This window comes from Methanohalobium sp., from assembly GCF_018609725.1.
Taxonomy (GTDB): Archaea; Halobacteriota; Methanosarcinia; order Methanosarcinales; family Methanosarcinaceae; genus Methanohalobium.
In genome coordinates this window covers 1-17173 of sequence record NZ_JAHENT010000035.1, presented here as the reverse complement: position 1 = coordinate 17173, position 17173 = coordinate 1, and the positions used below count along the sequence as shown (strand labels likewise).

Annotated in this window: 21 protein-coding genes; 4 read left to right on the top strand and 17 right to left on the bottom strand. The window is 37.3% G+C overall.

The window, feature by feature from the left end; translation table 11 throughout:
* Window positions 1–39 precede the first annotated feature (39 nt).
* The 5 genes from QZ276_RS01965 to dph5 form a co-directional block, all read right to left on the bottom strand.
* Window positions 40–936, bottom strand: a complete 897-nt coding sequence (locus QZ276_RS01965; protein WP_292484807.1) for a carbohydrate kinase family protein — start codon at window positions 934–936, stop codon at window positions 40–42.
* A gap of 20 nt (window positions 937–956) precedes the next feature.
* Window positions 957–1298: a DUF555 domain-containing protein gene (locus tag QZ276_RS01960; RefSeq protein WP_013194835.1), complete on the bottom strand. Its 342-nt coding sequence runs from the start codon at window positions 1296–1298 to the stop codon at window positions 957–959.
* Between the two features lie 129 nt (window positions 1299–1427).
* Window positions 1428–1709: a DUF357 domain-containing protein gene (locus QZ276_RS01955; protein WP_292484805.1), complete on the bottom strand. Its 282-nt coding sequence runs from the start codon at window positions 1707–1709 to the stop codon at window positions 1428–1430.
* A 16-nt stretch (window positions 1710–1725) separates the two neighbouring features.
* Complete coding sequence (locus tag QZ276_RS01950; RefSeq protein WP_292484803.1) at window positions 1726–3381, bottom strand: ATP-binding protein; 1656 nt, start codon at window positions 3379–3381, stop codon at window positions 1726–1728.
* Window positions 3382–3448: 67 nt separating this feature from the next.
* Window positions 3449–4240, bottom strand: a complete 792-nt coding sequence (gene dph5, locus QZ276_RS01945) for a diphthine synthase (protein ID WP_292484801.1) — start codon at window positions 4238–4240, stop codon at window positions 3449–3451.
* A gap of 168 nt (window positions 4241–4408) precedes the next feature.
* On the opposite strand from dph5, the gene thsA reads away from it, so the two are divergent.
* Complete coding sequence (gene thsA, locus QZ276_RS01940; RefSeq protein WP_292484799.1) at window positions 4409–6055, top strand: thermosome subunit alpha; 1647 nt, start codon at window positions 4409–4411, stop codon at window positions 6053–6055.
* Between the two features lie 26 nt (window positions 6056–6081).
* Here thsA and QZ276_RS01935 read toward each other — a convergent pair whose 3' ends face one another.
* From QZ276_RS01935 to QZ276_RS01925, 3 genes are read right to left on the bottom strand one after another with little or no spacing between them, the layout of a single operon-like run.
* Window positions 6082–6663 carry a DUF2119 domain-containing protein gene (locus QZ276_RS01935; protein ID WP_292484797.1) on the bottom strand — a complete coding sequence of 194 codons (582 nt, stop codon included), beginning with the start codon at window positions 6661–6663 and terminating at the stop codon, window positions 6082–6084.
* A 5-nt stretch (window positions 6664–6668) separates the two neighbouring features.
* A complete protein-coding gene (locus tag QZ276_RS01930) occupies window positions 6669–7331 on the bottom strand; it encodes a S4 domain-containing protein (RefSeq protein WP_292484795.1) in 663 nt (220 codons plus the stop codon).
* 6 nt (window positions 7332–7337) lie between these two features.
* Window positions 7338–8453 carry an NADH:flavin oxidoreductase gene (locus QZ276_RS01925; RefSeq protein WP_292484793.1) on the bottom strand — a complete coding sequence of 372 codons (1116 nt, stop codon included), beginning with the start codon at window positions 8451–8453 and terminating at the stop codon, window positions 7338–7340.
* Between the two features lie 155 nt (window positions 8454–8608).
* Between QZ276_RS01925 and QZ276_RS01920 the strand changes: the two genes are divergently transcribed.
* From QZ276_RS01920 to larC, 3 genes are all read left to right on the top strand, one after another.
* The gene (locus QZ276_RS01920) at window positions 8609–8836 is read left to right on the top strand and encodes a hypothetical protein (RefSeq protein WP_292484791.1); all 228 of its coding nucleotides are present in this window, start codon (window positions 8609–8611) and stop codon (window positions 8834–8836) included.
* 128 nt (window positions 8837–8964) lie between these two features.
* Window positions 8965–10128 (top strand): hypothetical protein, encoded by a 1164-nt coding sequence (locus QZ276_RS01915; protein ID WP_292484789.1) that lies wholly within the window; start codon window positions 8965–8967, stop codon window positions 10126–10128.
* Between the two features lie 44 nt (window positions 10129–10172).
* Window positions 10173–10661 carry a nickel insertion protein gene (larC, locus tag QZ276_RS01910; protein ID WP_292484787.1) on the top strand — a complete coding sequence of 163 codons (489 nt, stop codon included), beginning with the start codon at window positions 10173–10175 and terminating at the stop codon, window positions 10659–10661.
* Between the two features lie 22 nt (window positions 10662–10683).
* Here larC and QZ276_RS11525 read toward each other — a convergent pair whose 3' ends face one another.
* The 9 genes from QZ276_RS11525 to QZ276_RS01870 all read right to left on the bottom strand — a co-directional run.
* Window positions 10684–10788, bottom strand: coding sequence for a MetS family NSS transporter small subunit (locus QZ276_RS11525; RefSeq protein WP_157197313.1), 105 nt, complete (start codon window positions 10786–10788; stop codon window positions 10684–10686).
* Window positions 10789–11772, bottom strand: coding sequence for a sodium-dependent transporter (locus tag QZ276_RS01905; protein ID WP_292484786.1), 984 nt, complete (start codon window positions 11770–11772; stop codon window positions 10789–10791).
* Between the two features lie 5 nt (window positions 11773–11777).
* On the bottom strand, window positions 11778–11909 hold the full coding sequence (locus QZ276_RS01900) for a hypothetical protein (protein WP_292484784.1): 132 nt from the start codon (window positions 11907–11909) through the stop codon (window positions 11778–11780).
* Window positions 11910–11959: 50 nt separating this feature from the next.
* Window positions 11960–13300: a transposase gene (locus QZ276_RS01895; RefSeq protein WP_292484782.1), complete on the bottom strand. Its 1341-nt coding sequence runs from the start codon at window positions 13298–13300 to the stop codon at window positions 11960–11962.
* Window positions 13301–13689: 389 nt separating this feature from the next.
* On the bottom strand, window positions 13690–14190 hold the full coding sequence (locus tag QZ276_RS01890; protein WP_292484780.1) for a DUF2115 domain-containing protein: 501 nt from the start codon (window positions 14188–14190) through the stop codon (window positions 13690–13692).
* 5 nt (window positions 14191–14195) lie between these two features.
* A complete protein-coding gene (locus tag QZ276_RS01885) occupies window positions 14196–14909 on the bottom strand; it encodes a cytochrome c biogenesis protein (RefSeq protein WP_013194847.1) in 714 nt (237 codons plus the stop codon).
* Window positions 14910–14991: 82 nt separating this feature from the next.
* Window positions 14992–15666, bottom strand: coding sequence for a heme exporter protein CcmB (locus tag QZ276_RS01880; RefSeq protein ID WP_292484776.1), 675 nt, complete (start codon window positions 15664–15666; stop codon window positions 14992–14994).
* Between the two features lie 29 nt (window positions 15667–15695).
* On the bottom strand, window positions 15696–16436 hold the full coding sequence (locus tag QZ276_RS01875) for an ABC transporter ATP-binding protein (protein ID WP_292484774.1): 741 nt from the start codon (window positions 16434–16436) through the stop codon (window positions 15696–15698).
* 151 nt (window positions 16437–16587) lie between these two features.
* A partial coding sequence (locus QZ276_RS01870) for a transposase (RefSeq protein ID WP_292484772.1) occupies window positions 16588–17173 on the bottom strand: 586 nt, incomplete at its 5' end.

Below are 17173 nucleotides of genomic sequence, written 5' to 3'. Positions count from 1 at the left end.
TTACTTAAATAAAATATTTATGGATTAAAAGAAAAAGGGTTAATCTGAAAGATTTAAATCATAATAGTATTTGCACCGTTTTTCAACATCGTTCCAGCCAGGTAGATTTGTCTGGCAACCAGATTTTTCTACTATAAATGATGCCACAGTTGAACCTATTTTTCCACAATTGTCAAGCGAATATCCTTGGATATATGCTAGTAAAAATCCTGCACGATACCCATCACCAGCACCTGTTGGATCTACTGCATTAACAGGTATCGCAGGAATCCAGTAATCAATATCATCTGTATAGATTCTACTACCTTCCGCATCGTAGGTTACTACAACAACATCAAGCATATCTTTAAGTTTATCAAAAGGCTGGTTTATCATGTTACATACCCTTCTGATTTCATGTTTGTTTGCAAACATGATATTGGTATTGTAAAGGATTGTCTCAAGAATTTCAGAGGTATAGGTTACCAAATCCTGACCAGGATCAAAGGATACAAATCCAGCCTTTTGAGCCACTTTAGAATTAAATACAGGTTCAGATGTAGCAAGATGAACAAAATCAAGTGATGGGGGATCTGTCTCTTTTAAACGTGCTGATGGCCCCCAATGAAAATAGGTACACTGGTTGTGGTCCTTATCAGTAAATACAAATGCTTTTGTACTTTTTTCATCTTCCATTCTGTAAAGGTTGGATAAATCCACACCTGTTGATGTCAGATACTCTTCATATCCACTGCTTTTAAAGTCATTACCAATTCCAGACATTAACTGACATTTTCCACCAAGAGTTGCAATTGTAGCTGCAATATTTGCAGCACCTCCCCCATAAGATATAGCATAATCAAGTATAGGAAAGGACTCATTAGGTCCTGCTATTTTTTCTACATTGAACAGGTAGTCAAGAGCTGTATGACCCACGATTGATATTGCTTTATCCATCAGGTCAAATCCCCTTGAATTTATTCAAATTCTTCTACCTCGATAACCTTCAAAGGAACATCACGCAATGTACGACCAATTACAGACTTGGCAATTCTTGATGCATGCTCTTCACTTTCAGCATCAAATACTTTCATATCAAGAATGAGACCAACGATTGCAGTGTCAGCAGCTAAAAAAACGCTACTGAAAGATTCTTCACATGCAGGGCAAGACGTAGTACCTACATCAACCTCTACAAAATCCAGTTTTGGATTTAATCGTTTCCCTGCTTCGGATATTGCTACACCGATTGCATCATCGGCTGTTTTTACATCTCTCACCAACCAAGCGGCTTCAAGTGTTACATGATAATTTGGCATTCTTCTTCTCCTCTCCCTACATCTCGTTTGTGGATTATAGTCCTGTTGATTTTATAGTTCAAATTTCCTATTAACTAGTCGGTTTATTAAATTTTTGATAACTATTATAATTACCGGCTTTTTAATGATTTATATGGTAAACAGTTTTTCATCATCAACTATGAAAACACCAAGTTTTGCACCAGCATCAAGCCATGCATGCCCATAGCTAAAACACGCCAGTGCATTAACAGGGTCATTCATTTTGATAAAATGCATACCGTCCTCATAGTATGCTTTTGCCATCGTATAAAAATCACTGGCAACTGTATACATATGTGAGTTTTCAATCGGAATGAATTCTGCTTTTTCGAGTGCTTTTTCGAGTAGCCTCTGATACCTATCTACTTTTTCATTCAAATTAGCTACCAAAAATAACCTCCATGAATCATTTGTTTGCACCAAAGATTTTCTTGAACAATCCGCCTTTATCCTCTGAATTTTGTTCTGGTGTTTCAGATTGTTTTGGTGCAGATGTGCCACCAGTATCTGCAGATGGTTGTGAAGGTTCAGAAGGGGTTTTCTTTGGAGGAGGACTTTGTTTTTGTTTGGTTTCCTTTGACTTTTGTTTCTTTTGTTTTCCTTTCAAAACATTAACAGATTTACCGCCATGCTGTGATTTTCGAACCCTTATATCCACAAGTACAGGTTTTTCTATGTCGGTGCTGACAAGCATGGAAACACCCTGAGGGAGTCGTATCAATTCATCCTCAACATAGGAATTAACACCTTCAAGACCTTTACTTATGGATTTGAGGTCGTTGGGATTTGTCACTTTCATGATAATCTGTGTCCCACACTGAGATAACACGTTTTTATCCACACGTGCAGGTCTCTGGGATATAACCATCATACCGAGACCGAATTTACGCCCTTCAGAAGCTATATTTCTGAGTACTTCAGAACTTGGTGATTTGCTAAATCCTTTTTCAGGAGCAAAGTTGTGTGCTTCTTCTATAACCAGCATACCGGGTGGTACATTGTCCATTTTTCTGGCTTCAAACAAGGAACTGCATAATTCAGCAACAATCATGCGCTGAAGATCTGGAGATACACCTTTTAAATCAATAACTGATGCTTTCCCCTTTTGGAGTAGGTCTTCGATTGGTGTCGGGGTGGTTGAAAGTATTTCAGAATCACGTACACTCTCAAGTAAGTTTATAACGTTCCACTTTGCCTTGCTTTTATCATTACCAACTTCAAAAATAATATCATCAATGGTATAAGTATCCATCTCTGACCTGAGTTTCTGTACGGCTTCATAAAGGATACCAACATGTGTACTGGTATAACTCTCTGGAAAGATAGATGTCAATTCCTTTACCGTAAGGTTGTTCCCGTTCAACCTGAACGCTTCATCAGCCACCGGATTTATTGCTTTGTTTGCCGGTGTATAAATAGTTATATCGGAACCATATCCTTTTGGAGAAATATTATACTTGTCGAGGTCTTCCTGTTTTTCAGACCCTGGGTCTTTGAGTGATGCATATTCACTATGTGGGTCTATTATAAGAAGCGGAACATTGTTGTCCAGTAGTTCTTCCAGAACTACACCTGCAGTATAGGACTTACCACTACCAGTTTTTGCAAGTATACTACAGTGCCGCTGGACAAGGCTGTTGACACTTAAATTTACAGGGATGTTTGTGCCTTCCAGCAATCCGATATTCATATCCTTTTTTCCGGATAATCCTAGTACACTGTTTATCAATTCATCATCAGCCTTGTATATCGGGTCTCCCGGACTGAAAGGTATTGTAGGTGCGCGGAGCAGTCCAGAACTGTCCCTGTTGCCTATAACAGTTGCTTCAGCTACGATATTATCTCCGCTTTTGTCTTTCCTTAAACCGTTTTTCGCCTCTTTGAGTGTATATTTTTCGCTGTATCGCTTTATCAATATCACCTGTGCAAGAATCCAGCCATCGGATTCGTGCCAAGCTTTTACATACTCTCCTCTGTGAACAGGAGTACTTTCTGATACCAGGAACTTGAATTCAAGTGTCCCGGTTTCTCCAAATATAACACCTACTGAACCGCGTGACATGTTTGCTCTCTTTAGAATAATATTTTTGTAGGTTTATATTAATTAAGTGTTATATAGTTTTTCAGGTTCAATCCAGAATTTGTTCAGGACCATCTGCCAGTTTAACCAGTGCCTCTGCCTCTATAAAGTGCAATGGACCGGGAATTGCAAGTATATGTAGCGGTGAACCAAATTCAAAATCAATTAATGAACTGATATAATCCGCCTTTATTACAGGATTATCAGACCCTGCTCTTGCTACACCTACAGCAATTTTGTCATTTATAAAATTCTTTCTGCGTTTTTTATCTATTCCCTGTAATATTTCAAGTCCCTTATTAATAGACATGTAGCCCTTATCCATATCTATATCCAGATAAACCAGTGTATGTAAACCCTGCTCAAAATTTGATTTTATCGTGTCATAAGGTACTTCAGAAACAATTGTTTTACCTCTGCCTGTGGTATAAGGAAAAGGAATTGTTGTGGATTTACTGAAACGATAATTCTGTAGTCCTGTAAGTCCACATACAGCAGAGGCAATTGAAGCACCATGTATTACTGATGTCCAGATACCTTTATCAATTGCACGGATTCTCAGGTCAACATGAGTTGTGGCGACCATGGAATCGCCACCGGTAAGAAATACTATATTCTTCTCTTTTGCCTCATCAATCCAGTCTGGATGTTGTTCTACATCTTCCCTTTTGAGAACATGTATTTTTTTCCCGTAGAATTGTTCCATTTTTTTTATATCTGTTCCAAAAAGGTGTGATGTATAAAACTCAAGGTACACTTTATCTGCATTTTTAATGGTTTCCAGTCCTTTTACCGATATATCTTTTTCATCATAGAGTCCAAGTCCTATAAAATTAAGCATGTATAGTTGTTTTGATAATTTATAAATTAAAGTTTTTTGTTTTACCTCTTGGTTGTATCGTATTATTTCACAATATTTTTATAGAACCCATAACAGTAGTTTTTATACATAGATTTATACTGAGGATTATATAATCGTTATTAAATTTATCACAGGAGGATAAAATCAATGGCAGGACAACAATATGGTCAACCGATGTACTTAGACCCCAGCAAACAAAGAACATCGGGTAGAGACGCTTTATCAATGAATATTAATGCTGCAAAGGCTGTTGCCAATGTAGTACGGTCAACACTTGGTCCTAAAGGAATGGACAAGATGCTTGTAAACGGTGTAGGAGATATAATTCTTACAAATGATGGTGCTACCATCCTTGATGAAATGGATATTGAACATCCTACTGCAAAACTTATTGTTGAAGTTGCAAGCACCCAGGACGATATTGCAGGAGATGGAACTACGAGTGCCGTTGTAATGACCGGTGAACTAATGGATAAAGCAGAAGAACTGGTTCACAAAGGTGTTCATCCAACAATTATTGCAAAAGGATACAAGATGGCAGCAAATAAAGCACAGGAAATCCTTGAAAACTTTGCAATAGACACAGACAATGGAGATAGAATAATACTGGAAAAAATCGCCAAGACCTCTATAACAGGAAAAGCATCTGAATCCTATGGTGACTACCTTCCAAAAATCTGTGTTGATGCTGTCACAGCAATCGAAGACAATGGTGAAGTAAATATTGAAGATAACATACTAATCAATCAGGAAGTTGGCGGAAAAGCCAGTGATACAGAGCTTATCAAGGGTATTGCATTAAATAAGGGCAAACTACACCCAAGTATGCCAAAAAAGATACAGGATGCAAAAATTGCTCTTGTGGATGCACCTATTGAAGTCGAAAAGACCCAGATTGATTCAAAAGTAGAAATTAATTCACCTGATGAAATGTCAGCATATACAGAAAGAGAAGAAGCTCAACTCAAGAAGATGGCAGAATCTGTCATAGCAAGCGGAGCAAACGTTTTGTTCTGTTCCAAGGGTCTTGACGACAGAGCAGTACACTACCTTCAGGACAAAGGAATCTATGCTGCACGCAGAGTAGGTAATTCAGAAATGAAAAGCCTATCTCAGGCGACAGGTGCCCATATTGTGCAGGATGTAAATGAACTGGAAGATACTGATTTGGGTACTGCCGGACTGCTGGAACAGGTAGGCGAATTTGATGATGCAAAGACTTACATCAAGGACTGTCCGTACAAAACAGTGACAATTACTATTCACGGCGGTACAGAACACGTTACTGATAATATTGAACGTGCCATTGATGATGCACTCAAGGTTATAAAATCAGTTGTAGAAGATGGAAAAATAGTACCCGGTGGAGGTTCTTCCGAAATCGAGGTTGCTCTTGGATTACGTGATTATGCTGTATCTATAGGAGGACGTCAGCAACTTGCTATTTCTGCTTTTGCAGATGCTGTAGAAGCAATCCCCAAATCCCTTGCAACCAATGCAGGTTATGATTCAATAGATTCCCTTCTGGAACTTCGTACAAAACACAGCAATATTAAAAACGCCGGATTTAACCTGAATAGCGGTGAAGTCATTGACATGTATGAAAATAATATTGTAGACCCGCTCAGAGTTAAAACACAGGCCATCAAGTCCGCATCAGAAGCATCAGTAATGGTACTTCGCATTGATGATGTACTGCGGTCACAGAAAGAATCCACTCCAGAAGTCAAACCTGAACACAATGTAAACACATATGAAGGGATGACACCTCCCCAAATGCCAGGTCGCAGGTGATATTTAAGAACTGGTTTGTAACAGTGTTACAAACCATAAAATTTTTTATAATTTTCAATTGCTTTTTCTGCTTGTTCTGGATATATCTGTTTTAAAAATAGTATAAATTCATCCCTTGAATCGCATTCTTTTACTATATCAGCCAATTTAGCGGCAAATTGTTTTGATTTTTCATCGGATTTTTTGATTTCAAATGATAGGCACAGTGCCTTTTTGGAAAAATAGTTACGCCTGATATAGGGAGCTACTGAACCGAGTAAAACATTATTATCAAGTTTACTGTATGCAGGTACTCCAGTATTTTTAAGTCGGTTTTTATCTGTCAGATATATTATGTTTTCACCGGAGTAGGAATGCAATTCCACATAGATGCTTGGTTGATATTTTATAACAGTGTCGATTATTAATTTACCCTGGTTTTTATAATAGTTTTCATCAAGGGTTGATACATATTCACCACTGTTTACTACAGGAATGGTTATCAGTGTACCATGTCTGGGTGTTTTTAGATTGTATAAAATGTCGGATGTATCTTTCCATTCATCACCGTGCAATCCTGCAACAAAAAGACGTACGGGAGCTCCACTACCATAGATATTTACAGACATTATAATCAATAACCAGACTTTTGAGCAATTATATAGATTTCCTGCTTTTCAGGTTCCAGAACATCAATTATTGTTAAACCCATTTTCTTTAATTTTTCAAGTATAATGGCTCTTGTATTGATATCTTTTGTTTTTGTCACCTGTAATAATTTTCCATTCTGTTTTAACAGTGGCAGTACCCTTTCAAGTATTTGAACAGAATCCATTGGTTCAAGAGTTAAATCACTAAGAATAACATCAACTTTTCTACTGGACAATTTATCCATGGTAACAGTGAATATATCATCGATTACAAAGGATACATTGCCATATTCTGATGATATTTTTCCCAGTTCTGATTCAAAATAACGGCTGAATTCTATTCCATTTATATGTGCTGCGATTTCTGATGCGTATAGAAGAAATCCACCTGCACTTGAACCAATATCCAGTACATAATCGTTTTTACTGATTATTCCTGTTTTTTCCTGTATAAACTGGAGTTTAAAATACCCCTGAGGTCTATCAAATCCCTCTTCAACTTCCACTTTATTTTCTGGTTTTACATCCTTGGACGCTTTTTTAACAATCCTGCCATCGATTTTCACCTTCCCACTGGCAATTGCAGTTTTGGAGCGTCCTCTGGATGTAAAATAGCCATTTTCAACAAGATATACGTCCAGTCTCATGTTGTTTTAATTTAAACTCGAGGTTGATGTTTCACTCTTTTTAAAATAATTGCACTTTATTCCTGTGGAATCGAAACAGAGATTACAGGATACACACTGGGATTCTTCACTAATACCCTCTTTTATTTTTGCTACAAGGTCAGGTTCACAGATGAACGGGCGGCTCAATGATATCATGTCCGCATTATCTGCACTAATTATTTTTTCCATAATGTATTTAGACCTTACTCCTCCGACAAGGATTACCGGTATATCTACAGCGTTTTTAATCAATTTTGCATTTTTCTTGAAATAGGCTTCTTTTTCCACTGAATCGATATTTTGCTGTGACATCAGATGTGTTTCAAATATTCCGCCACTTACTTCTATAGCGTTAACACCGTTTTGTTGCAGTATTTTTGCAATCTGGATGGTATCGTTTATGTCAAGACCCGGTTTGTCAGAATCAGAACCAAATCCATCGGTGCTGTTAAGTTTTACAGTTATTGGATAATCCATATCTAAGGTCATACCACGGATACGTTTGATGATTTCGGTAATAATCTTTGTCCTGTTTTCAACAGAACCACCCCACTTATCGGTTCTTCGATTGGTATAGGGAGATATGAAGTTACTCAACAAAAACCCGTGTGCACAGTGCAGTTGAACACCGTCAAAACCTGCGGCTTTTGCACGTCTTGCAGCATTGGCAAAATCTTCTATAGTTTGAAGAATTTGTGATTCACTCATCTCAACTGGTGTTATACCGGTCGCTTCATCGGTCACCGCAGATGGTGCAAGAGCAGGATAGTCTTTAGAGACCAGTGACTGTCGACCACCATGTACTATCTGGAGCATTATTTTGCTATTGTACCTGTGAACCCTTGATACTACTTGACTGTAGGGTTCAATAAAATCGTCAGTATAAATCCCCTGTTGATTATTTGCACTTTTACCTCTGGGGTTTACATATGAATAACCAGTAATTATAAGTCCGACTTCATTTCTGGCAAGTTCTTCGTACATCTCTGCAAGCTTATAAGTCGGTTTTCCGTTGTTTTCTGCAAGCCATTCATGAGTTGCAGAACGGACAAAACGGTTCGGAATTTCAAGTTGTGATATATTAATAGGTTCAAGTAACATGGTTGAATCTGATTATCTGTAAATTTATATTTCTTTTTATACAACTCAACAAGGGTACTGGTGGATAAATCGAATTAATTATATAAGAAATAAAAACATAACCTATTACAGTTGTTACAACTGTCAATACATTAATAATAAAGGGGGAGAATATTTTGGAGAAAGAAGCCTATGCTGCATCACTAGCTGCTATATCCAATATAAACAATATCACAAACGATAGAATTGAAGCGCTGACAAAAAGTCATGGAATGACCAACATTGCAGCCATGAGCGCAGCAAACGCTATAACTACTGAAGTACTTCGCGGAGTAAACATCATGCTGACTGATGAAAATACCGGTCAGTTGCAGGTAAATGATGTTTTAAAGAAGGCAACCTGACCAAAGTAGATGGCAGAAAACTTCCACTTGGAGTTGCTGGCGGACCACTCTATGGTCACAGTCATCTCGGTGAAGATATAAGCTATCCGGAAATATCATCCAGAGGAGCTGAAATCAGCACAAAAGCAATGATGGATGCTCAAGCAGGTGCTGGAATGGCTCCAAACGGTATTATATCAGCCATAATAGGTGTGGCTTCAACACTTGAAATAGTACACCCTGATGCCGGTCTAGGAGAAGAATATGGAGAGGCTTTTAAAGTAAAAAGTGCAAATCTTGCAGGAAAACATGCCGCCAAAGTTGCCGGATTACCTGAAAAACTTCATATTAGGGGTACTGGTGAAGAATATGATACTGCACAACTTGTGGGTGACCTTGGAGTTATACTGAAAGATATCGGTGCTCCATCTGTAATAGGTATGATGTCTTTTGAAGAAATGCTCTCAGCTTTTGAAGAGGGAGTATCCGGTTTCTCAGGTGGGCCTATAATGCCGCCACTGGGACACATAACAGCTGATTTAGTCATTTCATTACGATCTCTCATATCAAACAATGGTGATAAATCCAAATCAGCTGATATACTTAGAGACATTAAAAAAACACAGTGGTTAGAGCCAGAACTGGCAGCAACAGGTGCCAACACTATCGCAAGAAAGGTAGAACAGGTTCGCCGCGGTCCAATTACAGAAATAATAATCACTGCAACCGAAGGGATGCGTGCTAACCTTATACACAATATCGCTCACAGGGCTTATGAAGAATTAAAATCTGGCAAATCACTAAAAGAAGTAGTCAGCGAAATCGATGAAGAAAGGAAAGAATTTGTGGAAAAAAGCTGTGCCCAGATGCTTGGTTCTATGACAGGGCATGAACTTGAAATAAAAATCACAAAACTTACCGGAGGATGTCGGCGAGATATTCCGTTTGTAAAAGAATACTACGGATTTGACACTGATGCTGACGTGGAACTTGTAGTAGATGGTAAAAAAATAAACCTGTCAGGAATAGCACAAAATGTTATACCTGATGCCATATTTAACCAAAAACAAGATTTATTGGATGTTTTACCATTTGCCACTATACCTATATCTGAATTACAGCTATCTGGCCACACTATCCTTTATATTACAATACCGTCTGCAGTAGCTGCTGCAATGAACCTTATGGATCCAAAAGAAGCAGCCAAACAGTCAGAAGCTGCAGCCTCATGTACGGCTGCTATACCGGGAGCAAAACCCAAAGCAAAAGAAGTTGCAGAACTTGCTGTAAGAATTGTTAAAGATATGGAATAAATTATCCATATCTTTCTTTTTAAGGAGGACAAAAGTTGCTTCTAATGACTAATGTAGACAGTGTTTCATGTGACCAGATTCCATATATAATCGATGAATTATACAAAAAATCTGCTAAAAATGTTCATGTAGTACCTTCATTTACCAAAAAGGGTCGCCAGGAATATATTTTCTTCATTGATGTTTCAAAAGATAATATGGAAAATGTAGCAGAATTTATGGCACTTGAGACTGGAACCCTTGGAATAAGGAAAATTGAAACTGAACATTATGTTTTTGATTTTGATATACAAAAAGTAAACTTATCGTTTGACGATAATGACGGTGAACTTCTCTGGAAAGGATGCTTAGATGCAAAAATTGTTAAAAATAAACAGGGTATACCGCTTTCAGCAAGAGCTGAATTTGAGCAACTTAAATCTGCCACTGAGGACATTAAACAATATGGGCTTAATATAAGCATATATGAACTTAAAGAAATGGTAGAACAAAAAGCTCTTCAGGAAATAAAAAATTTCAACAAAACTGAGTGAACAAAGAAAAAAAAAGAGTGGATTAAATCTTTCTTTTCTTCATTGCTATTCTCAAGAAATAAAACAGTCCTCCGTAAAGAACTGCAAACCCGAATATAGCCACTATTATGCTTTCTGTTGACAGCAATTATACCACATCCTTTCTAACCGATGTCAATATAGCCGCAAGAATCATACCAACCACCATTACAACTACACCAAGTGCTGCAGCCATCAGGTCTCCTCCATAGGGAGCCTGCAAATTTGATATTGTTTCCTGTATTATCAATATAGTCAGAACTACTGGAACAAGGAATTTGATGCTGAAATTCCACCATTTACCAGCTTTTATATCAGAGTAATTGTTTGCCCATTCTCTGAATTTGTCCGCACCAAATATCCAGCCGATTGCCACTGCTTCAAGCACACCAACAACCAGCAGTCCGTAAACATTGATGAAATGGTCTATAATATCCAGCCAGTAAAGACCACCTCGAGTGGCATAAATCAGACTCCCTGCAAATGCTATACCGATAGTAATGTTTACCGCCTTTTTTCTGCTGAGTTCAAATTTGTCCATTAACGATGAAGAGAACGCTTCAACAAGAGATATCAATGAAGACAGACCTGCAATCGATATACATATGAAGAATACTACCGCTGTCAAAACTTTAAGTCCCGGTAACAGACTCAGGGCTTCAGGGAATACAATAAATGCAAGTCCTATACTGTCCGCAACTACTTCTTCAATACCTACACCTTTGGCATGAGCCATGTATCCAAGAGTTCCAAATACTGCAAAACCGACAAGGAAACTGAAAGCCGCATTTGCCAGTGTAACAATGAATGTATTGTTGACTATGTCACTCTTTTTTGGTAAATAACTTGAATAGGCCACCATTATAGCCATACCGAGACTGAGTGTATAGAATATCTGTCCAAAGGCAGCAAGCCAGACATCAAGGTTTAGAATCGCTCCAAAATCAGGTTTGAGATACCAATCTATACCATTAAGTGCTCCGGGAAGTGTTAGTGCTCTGACTATCAGAACAATGATAAGTAGCCAGATGATTGGTATGAAAAATTTGTTTGCTCTCTCGATTCCTTTCAGAACACCTTTGATTTCGATCAACCATGTTATGAACCAGACAACCGTAGGCTTATAAGTATTTCAATAGGGAATCCACCCAATTCCCACGGTGAACCGGTTCTTTGTAACACAGAACCTATGAAATATGTTCCAGTATCTGCAGCACTCGTCCATGCCAATCTGACTGCTCTCACGAGTAGTGTAAACTCGTGGAATTCTCTTGAGAGCCTCAACCTTTGACGAGGTTGAGCATTTGCTGATTCATGGACGGTACTTGCGAACTGATATCGAGACCAGTCGTAGAGGTACCATCTCCACAGCCGTTCATTCCCGCGAGCCCCACGGTATGCATTGATGGATCATAATACGATGATTTTGTCAGTATGTTGACTGAAGCGTTGAGGTCCCTGTCCATTTCCAGACCACAATTACTGCAGTAGAATGTCCTATCTTCCAGTTTCAGTTTTTCTTTTTTCTTAGTTCCACAATGAGAGCAGACCTGAGAAGTATAATTAGGATTGACCTTGTCCACTATTTTACCTCTTTCAGCAGCTTTATAAGTCACATGCTGGATCAGTTTATTCCAGCCAACATCCGAAATGGATTTAGCCAATTTGTTGTTCTTGACAAGATTTTTTATTTTTAAATCCTCAAATACAATCAGGTCGTATCTCTCCACCAACAATTTGCTCAGGCAATGCGAGAAATGGTTTCTTGCAGCGGCGATTTTCCTGTGAATCCTGTTCACTTTTTGCTTCTGCTTGTTATAGTTGTTTGATCTGAATTTCATTCTCGACAATTTTCGCTGTTCTTTAGCAAGCCTATTCTCAGCTTTCCTGAGGAATTTCGGTGGTTCGACAAAATCATCATCTGATGTAGTTATAAAAGATTTCAGTCCAAGGTCGATGCCTACAGCGTTTTCTGGAGTAGATGGAACCGGATTATCCGGTAGCTCTACGGTCAGATAGGCAAACCATTGTTTGCCTTCCTTTTTCAGAGTGCAGGTCTTCAGTTCGCCATTTGGCAGATTATCGATGTCAATCTTGATGAGATTTGATTTACTGGTTATCTTGGATAGATGCAACCAGTTTCCATCCAGACGCCATCCGTTCCCATGCTGTTTATATCTGAAACTACTGAAATCTTCTTTACTCTTGAATTTGGGGTGGGCTTTCGGAAGAATTCCATCATATTTGATAAATCCTGATGAATTATTTCCACATGGAACATTTTTTCTCTTGACGAACATTCCTTTTTTAGGTTTTGTATTCTTCAGCCTACCTTTTTCCAAATCATCGAAGAACTTGTCATAAGCAAAACACAATCGCTGGAATACATCCAGTCTTACTGATGAATGTATAGGATAATCCAGATTTTTCAGGAGTTTTTCTAGTTCTGATCTTTTTACAGAAAGACCGAATCTTTCGTATAAATCTACTTTGATAGATAGAAGATGGTTCCAGATTAGTCTGCAGCACTCCAGTGTTTCATTCAGTTTTTTCTCCTGTTCAGGAGTGGGATGAATTCTGAACCTCAAATTCCTGCAGTTTTGATCATCCTTACGTACCATCGACTCCACCCATTTACCTGATGCTGATTATACGTTTTGAAGCCATATAAATTTTATCTAATGTTAGCGAATTTACCAAATATTATAGTATTAATCAGATATAGGCGGGGTGATTCATCACTCTTAAAACGGAGTTCAAAGATATCTTTAAAACAACTTAAATCAAAGACTCTTTAAACTATAGTTTAAAGATATTGGTAAATTTTCAATTTACCAAGTTTAAGTTTAACTCTAAATTTCTAATTTAGAGTGTTCTAATTTTAAGAGCATAAGTGAACTCATGGGCTTTCTATATCCCTGCACCCGTTCATCATAAATTACAGGAATTATTTAATATTTTTTGATAAGTATATTACAGGAAATATTTTGTTAGTGCGGCAAAAAAGTATTTAATAGGTTTCAAGTTCCTCTTTATCCCTGCATACACAAAAATCGCAGAGTGCAAATTCAATTCCTGATTGTTTGTCTTTGACAGGACAGTAATATACTCCGCTTTCTTTAGTTATTTTGAAACCACCCGGAAATATCATACTTTCAGGATGTATCGGTTTTTTGGCAATGAAAACAAGGTATAGGGAGACAATTTTTATTATTCGGTTGAATATTTTCTGTTCTGAACTATAATTTTCATTCAAACGGTTTATCTTTTCTACCAAATCCCTAAAAATATTTTCATCTATATGCTCGACACTGTCCACCGAATTTTTATTTTTAATTTCTACCAAAGTATTGAAAATATATCCAAATAGTTTTTGAGTATACTCTTTTTGATATTTTTCTGGTAAATTGCGGTTATTATACTCAATATAAGCTTTGGCTTTCATTAAATCATGTATGGATATTTTTAAAGCATTTTTCTTTAGGCACTGGAAAAGTTGGGATGTGTCCATACTGTTTATTCCATTGATTGTTTTAAATCATTGACCTGTTCTTTTAACTCTTCATTCTGAATTTTATATACAAAAAGTGTTGCAAAAAGCATGAAAAAAGCTATGAAATTGACAAGAAGAGTTAATATCAATGATGGTCCTTCAAGACCACCACCTGAACCTCCATAGATACTTTCTCCAAACATGAGAGGATGTACTGAACGCCACAACCGGACAGACAGAAAACTCAAAGGAACAGCTGCAAACCCTACAATACCAAATATCGATGATAGTCGAGCACGAGTTTCAGGTTCATCTATACTCTGGCGTACCATGAAATATGCAAGATAAACAAGCAGTAATACAAGTGATGTAGTAAGTCGGGGTTCCCATATCCAGTACCATCCCCATACCGCTTTTGCCCAGATAGAACCAGTAGCAATTACCAGAAAAGCAAACCCAATACCCACTTCAGCAGAAGAGCGGGCTAAAATATCCCATTTTTTATTAGAACTCCTGAGATACATTATCCCTGCAACAAATACAATAAAAAAAGCAAGATAGGAAGTAAATGCAATCGGAAGATGGATATAGAATATTTTAAAACTTTCACCAAGAACCTCGCTGGAACCACCTGTCATTTGCGGGAGATAAAAAAATATCATGCCTGTAGCAACAATAATGGCGATGGTGGTTAGTACCGCCAGTAAATTTACTTTCTTTGATTCTGATGATAACATATCTCATCTACCCAAAAAACGATCTATTAAACCTGTTTTAATGAATAAGGCTCGTATTTAATATATAAAACGATTGGCTACATCAATCCTGTATTGCATATTCAAATACAAGCTGTGCGATTACAAAAAATATTATATCATAAACAATTAGCAAACGTATTTCCTGAAAGACATCAGTTATATTCCCGCCAGAAAACAATTTACCGGTAGCCAGTACAGCAGGTAATAAAATAGGTATGATTAACGGGAGAAGCAAAACAGGCAGCAGGATTTCTCTTGTGCGTATATTCACTGTTAGCGCAGATAAAAGAGTTCCAACTGATATATACCCTATCGTTCCAAGAACAAGAATTATAAAAAGACCATGAATTCCCTGGATATTGAAATTGAAAAAAACAATAAACAACGGAATTATAATCAATTCGATGGTAATCATCAAAATTGTACTGGACAGCATTTTACCGATATATATTGAATTCCAGTTAAAAGAACAAAGTTTTAACCCATCGAGGCAACCGTTTTCAAGTTCTGCTGCAAATGACCTTGATAATCCGAGAGTTCCTGCAAATGTGAATGATATCCATAAAACGCCCGGTGCCAGTTGACCGATTATCTGTGACCTATTGAGCAAATTCCCGAATGATATGCTGAATATAACAATAACAATTAATGAAAAAACAAGCATTGAATTCAGCATTTGTTTGGTGCGAAATTCAGATTTTAAATCTTTCAGTGCAATTCTTAAACTCTGAATCATTTATATCAGGTCGATTTCAATTGGTTGGTTTAACTGTTTATCAGGTTTTTGTATGTCTGTTTAAAACTGCCAACATCGGATATGTCTTTTTTTAAATCATCAAATACAATTTTCCCTTTGTCCAGAATTATGGCTCTGTCACACAATTTAAAACTCTGCTCAATATTATGCGAAACAATTAATTTGGTGGTCTTTTTGCTATCAAGTTCTTTTAAAATGTTTTCAAATACGTTGACAGCGTTCTGGTCAAGTCCTGTATAAGGTTCATCCAGAAAAAGGACTTGCGGTTCGTGTATCAATGTTCTTGCGATGGATAGACGCTGTTTCATACCTCTTGATAATTCACTTACCCTATCAGTTGCTCTGTATGTTATACCTGTTTTTTCCAGAAAGTATTCTATCCTCTTATCCAGAATATCATTGTCTATACCATACATCTGTCCGTAAAAACACAGGTTCTCTTCTGCAGTAAGGTCATTGTACAGAAAAGTTTCATGTGAGAGTATACCTATAGATTTCCTGATGTTTGATGAATCGGTAGATACATCAAACTTGTTGATTGCTACGCTTCCCTCTGTTGGTGTCCACAGTGTTGATAATATCTTAAAAAGTGTTGTTTTGCCGGCTCCATTGGGTCCGTATATGGCTACTGTAGAACCTTTTTTTACTGAAAAACATATATTTTTTAATACCTGATGGTTGCCAATGGATTTGGAAAGATTTTTAACAGATATAACATCATCCATCGAGCCAACATTATCCGCAAACATAGATTAAATTTTTGATTAATAATTTAAAACAGACCAAAATCGGCAAATTTTGGTCCACCTACATCAGCATCGTTGTTGTAATCCCTGCTTTCCGCACTCCTATTTACATAAAATGATGTAAACTTAGGTGAGAAAGTATCATCTTTCTCGTTTAATTCGTTTGCATATTTATTTTCGAGTTATTGTATTTCCAATATGCAATATACAAAGGTTCTTTGAGATTACCTTTGTAGTCCGTGCCAGACAAATGCATTTCTTTTTTAGCAATATTTACAGCGCTGTTTATATCTCTTGAAATGGTCTGACCGCATTTTTTACAGGTAAAAGTTCTTACATCTGGATCCTTCTTTTCTACATCTTCACAAATACAGCATTTTTTTGTTGTATTTTTCTCATCAACTTTTTTGAATGTTTTTCCTGATCTTTCACAAACCCATTCAATTGTTCCGCGCAATTTTGCGATGAGAGTTTGATTTAAGATACTGCGATTTGCTTTTTTATGCGGTGAAACTTCTTTCGATGGAGTATAATCACCCATTAGGATTTTATCGTAGTTTCTGCAAAGATAGTTTGCTATCGTAAACATACCCAACTTTGTCTGTTCTCGTTTGGTATGTAGTGCTTTCTCCAGCGCTTTGTCGTATCTTTTCCATTTGTTACTTGGTTCCCAATACCCTCTTGTTTCACTTATAGGTATAAATTGAGATTTGCGTTTGCAGTTATCTCGTTTAGACATT

Excerpts from the sequence above, each read along its gene's own strand:
- QZ276_RS01915 (WP_292484789.1), top strand. The coding sequence starts at position 8,965 with ATGATGGATGCTCAAGCAGGTGCTGGAATGGCTCCAAACGGTATTATA.
- QZ276_RS01875 (WP_292484774.1), bottom strand. The coding sequence starts at position 16,436 with ATGTTTGCGGATAATGTTGGCTCGATGGATGATGTTATATCTGTTAAA.
- larC (WP_292484787.1), top strand. The coding sequence starts at position 10,173 with ATGACTAATGTAGACAGTGTTTCATGTGACCAGATTCCATATATAATC.
- QZ276_RS01930 (WP_292484795.1), bottom strand. The coding sequence starts at position 7,331 with ATGAGACTGGACGTATATCTTGTTGAAAATGGCTATTTTACATCCAGA.
- dph5 (WP_292484801.1), bottom strand. The coding sequence starts at position 4,240 with ATGCTTAATTTTATAGGACTTGGACTCTATGATGAAAAAGATATATCG.
- QZ276_RS01880 (WP_292484776.1), bottom strand. The coding sequence starts at position 15,666 with ATGATTCAGAGTTTAAGAATTGCACTGAAAGATTTAAAATCTGAATTT.
- QZ276_RS01890 (WP_292484780.1), bottom strand. The coding sequence starts at position 14,190 with ATGGACACATCCCAACTTTTCCAGTGCCTAAAGAAAAATGCTTTAAAA.
- QZ276_RS01895 (WP_292484782.1), bottom strand. The coding sequence starts at position 13,300 with ATGGTACGTAAGGATGATCAAAACTGCAGGAATTTGAGGTTCAGAATT.
- QZ276_RS01950 (WP_292484803.1), bottom strand. The coding sequence starts at position 3,381 with ATGTCACGCGGTTCAGTAGGTGTTATATTTGGAGAAACCGGGACACTT.
- QZ276_RS01960 (WP_013194835.1), bottom strand. The coding sequence starts at position 1,298 with ATGCCAAATTATCATGTAACACTTGAAGCCGCTTGGTTGGTGAGAGAT.
- QZ276_RS01885 (WP_013194847.1), bottom strand. The coding sequence starts at position 14,909 with ATGTTATCATCAGAATCAAAGAAAGTAAATTTACTGGCGGTACTAACC.
- thsA (WP_292484799.1), top strand. The coding sequence starts at position 4,409 with ATGGCAGGACAACAATATGGTCAACCGATGTACTTAGACCCCAGCAAA.
- QZ276_RS01965 (WP_292484807.1), bottom strand. The coding sequence starts at position 936 with ATGGATAAAGCAATATCAATCGTGGGTCATACAGCTCTTGACTACCTG.
- QZ276_RS01925 (WP_292484793.1), bottom strand. The coding sequence starts at position 8,453 with ATGTTACTTGAACCTATTAATATATCACAACTTGAAATTCCGAACCGT.
- QZ276_RS01935 (WP_292484797.1), bottom strand. The coding sequence starts at position 6,663 with ATGTCTGTAAATATCTATGGTAGTGGAGCTCCCGTACGTCTTTTTGTT.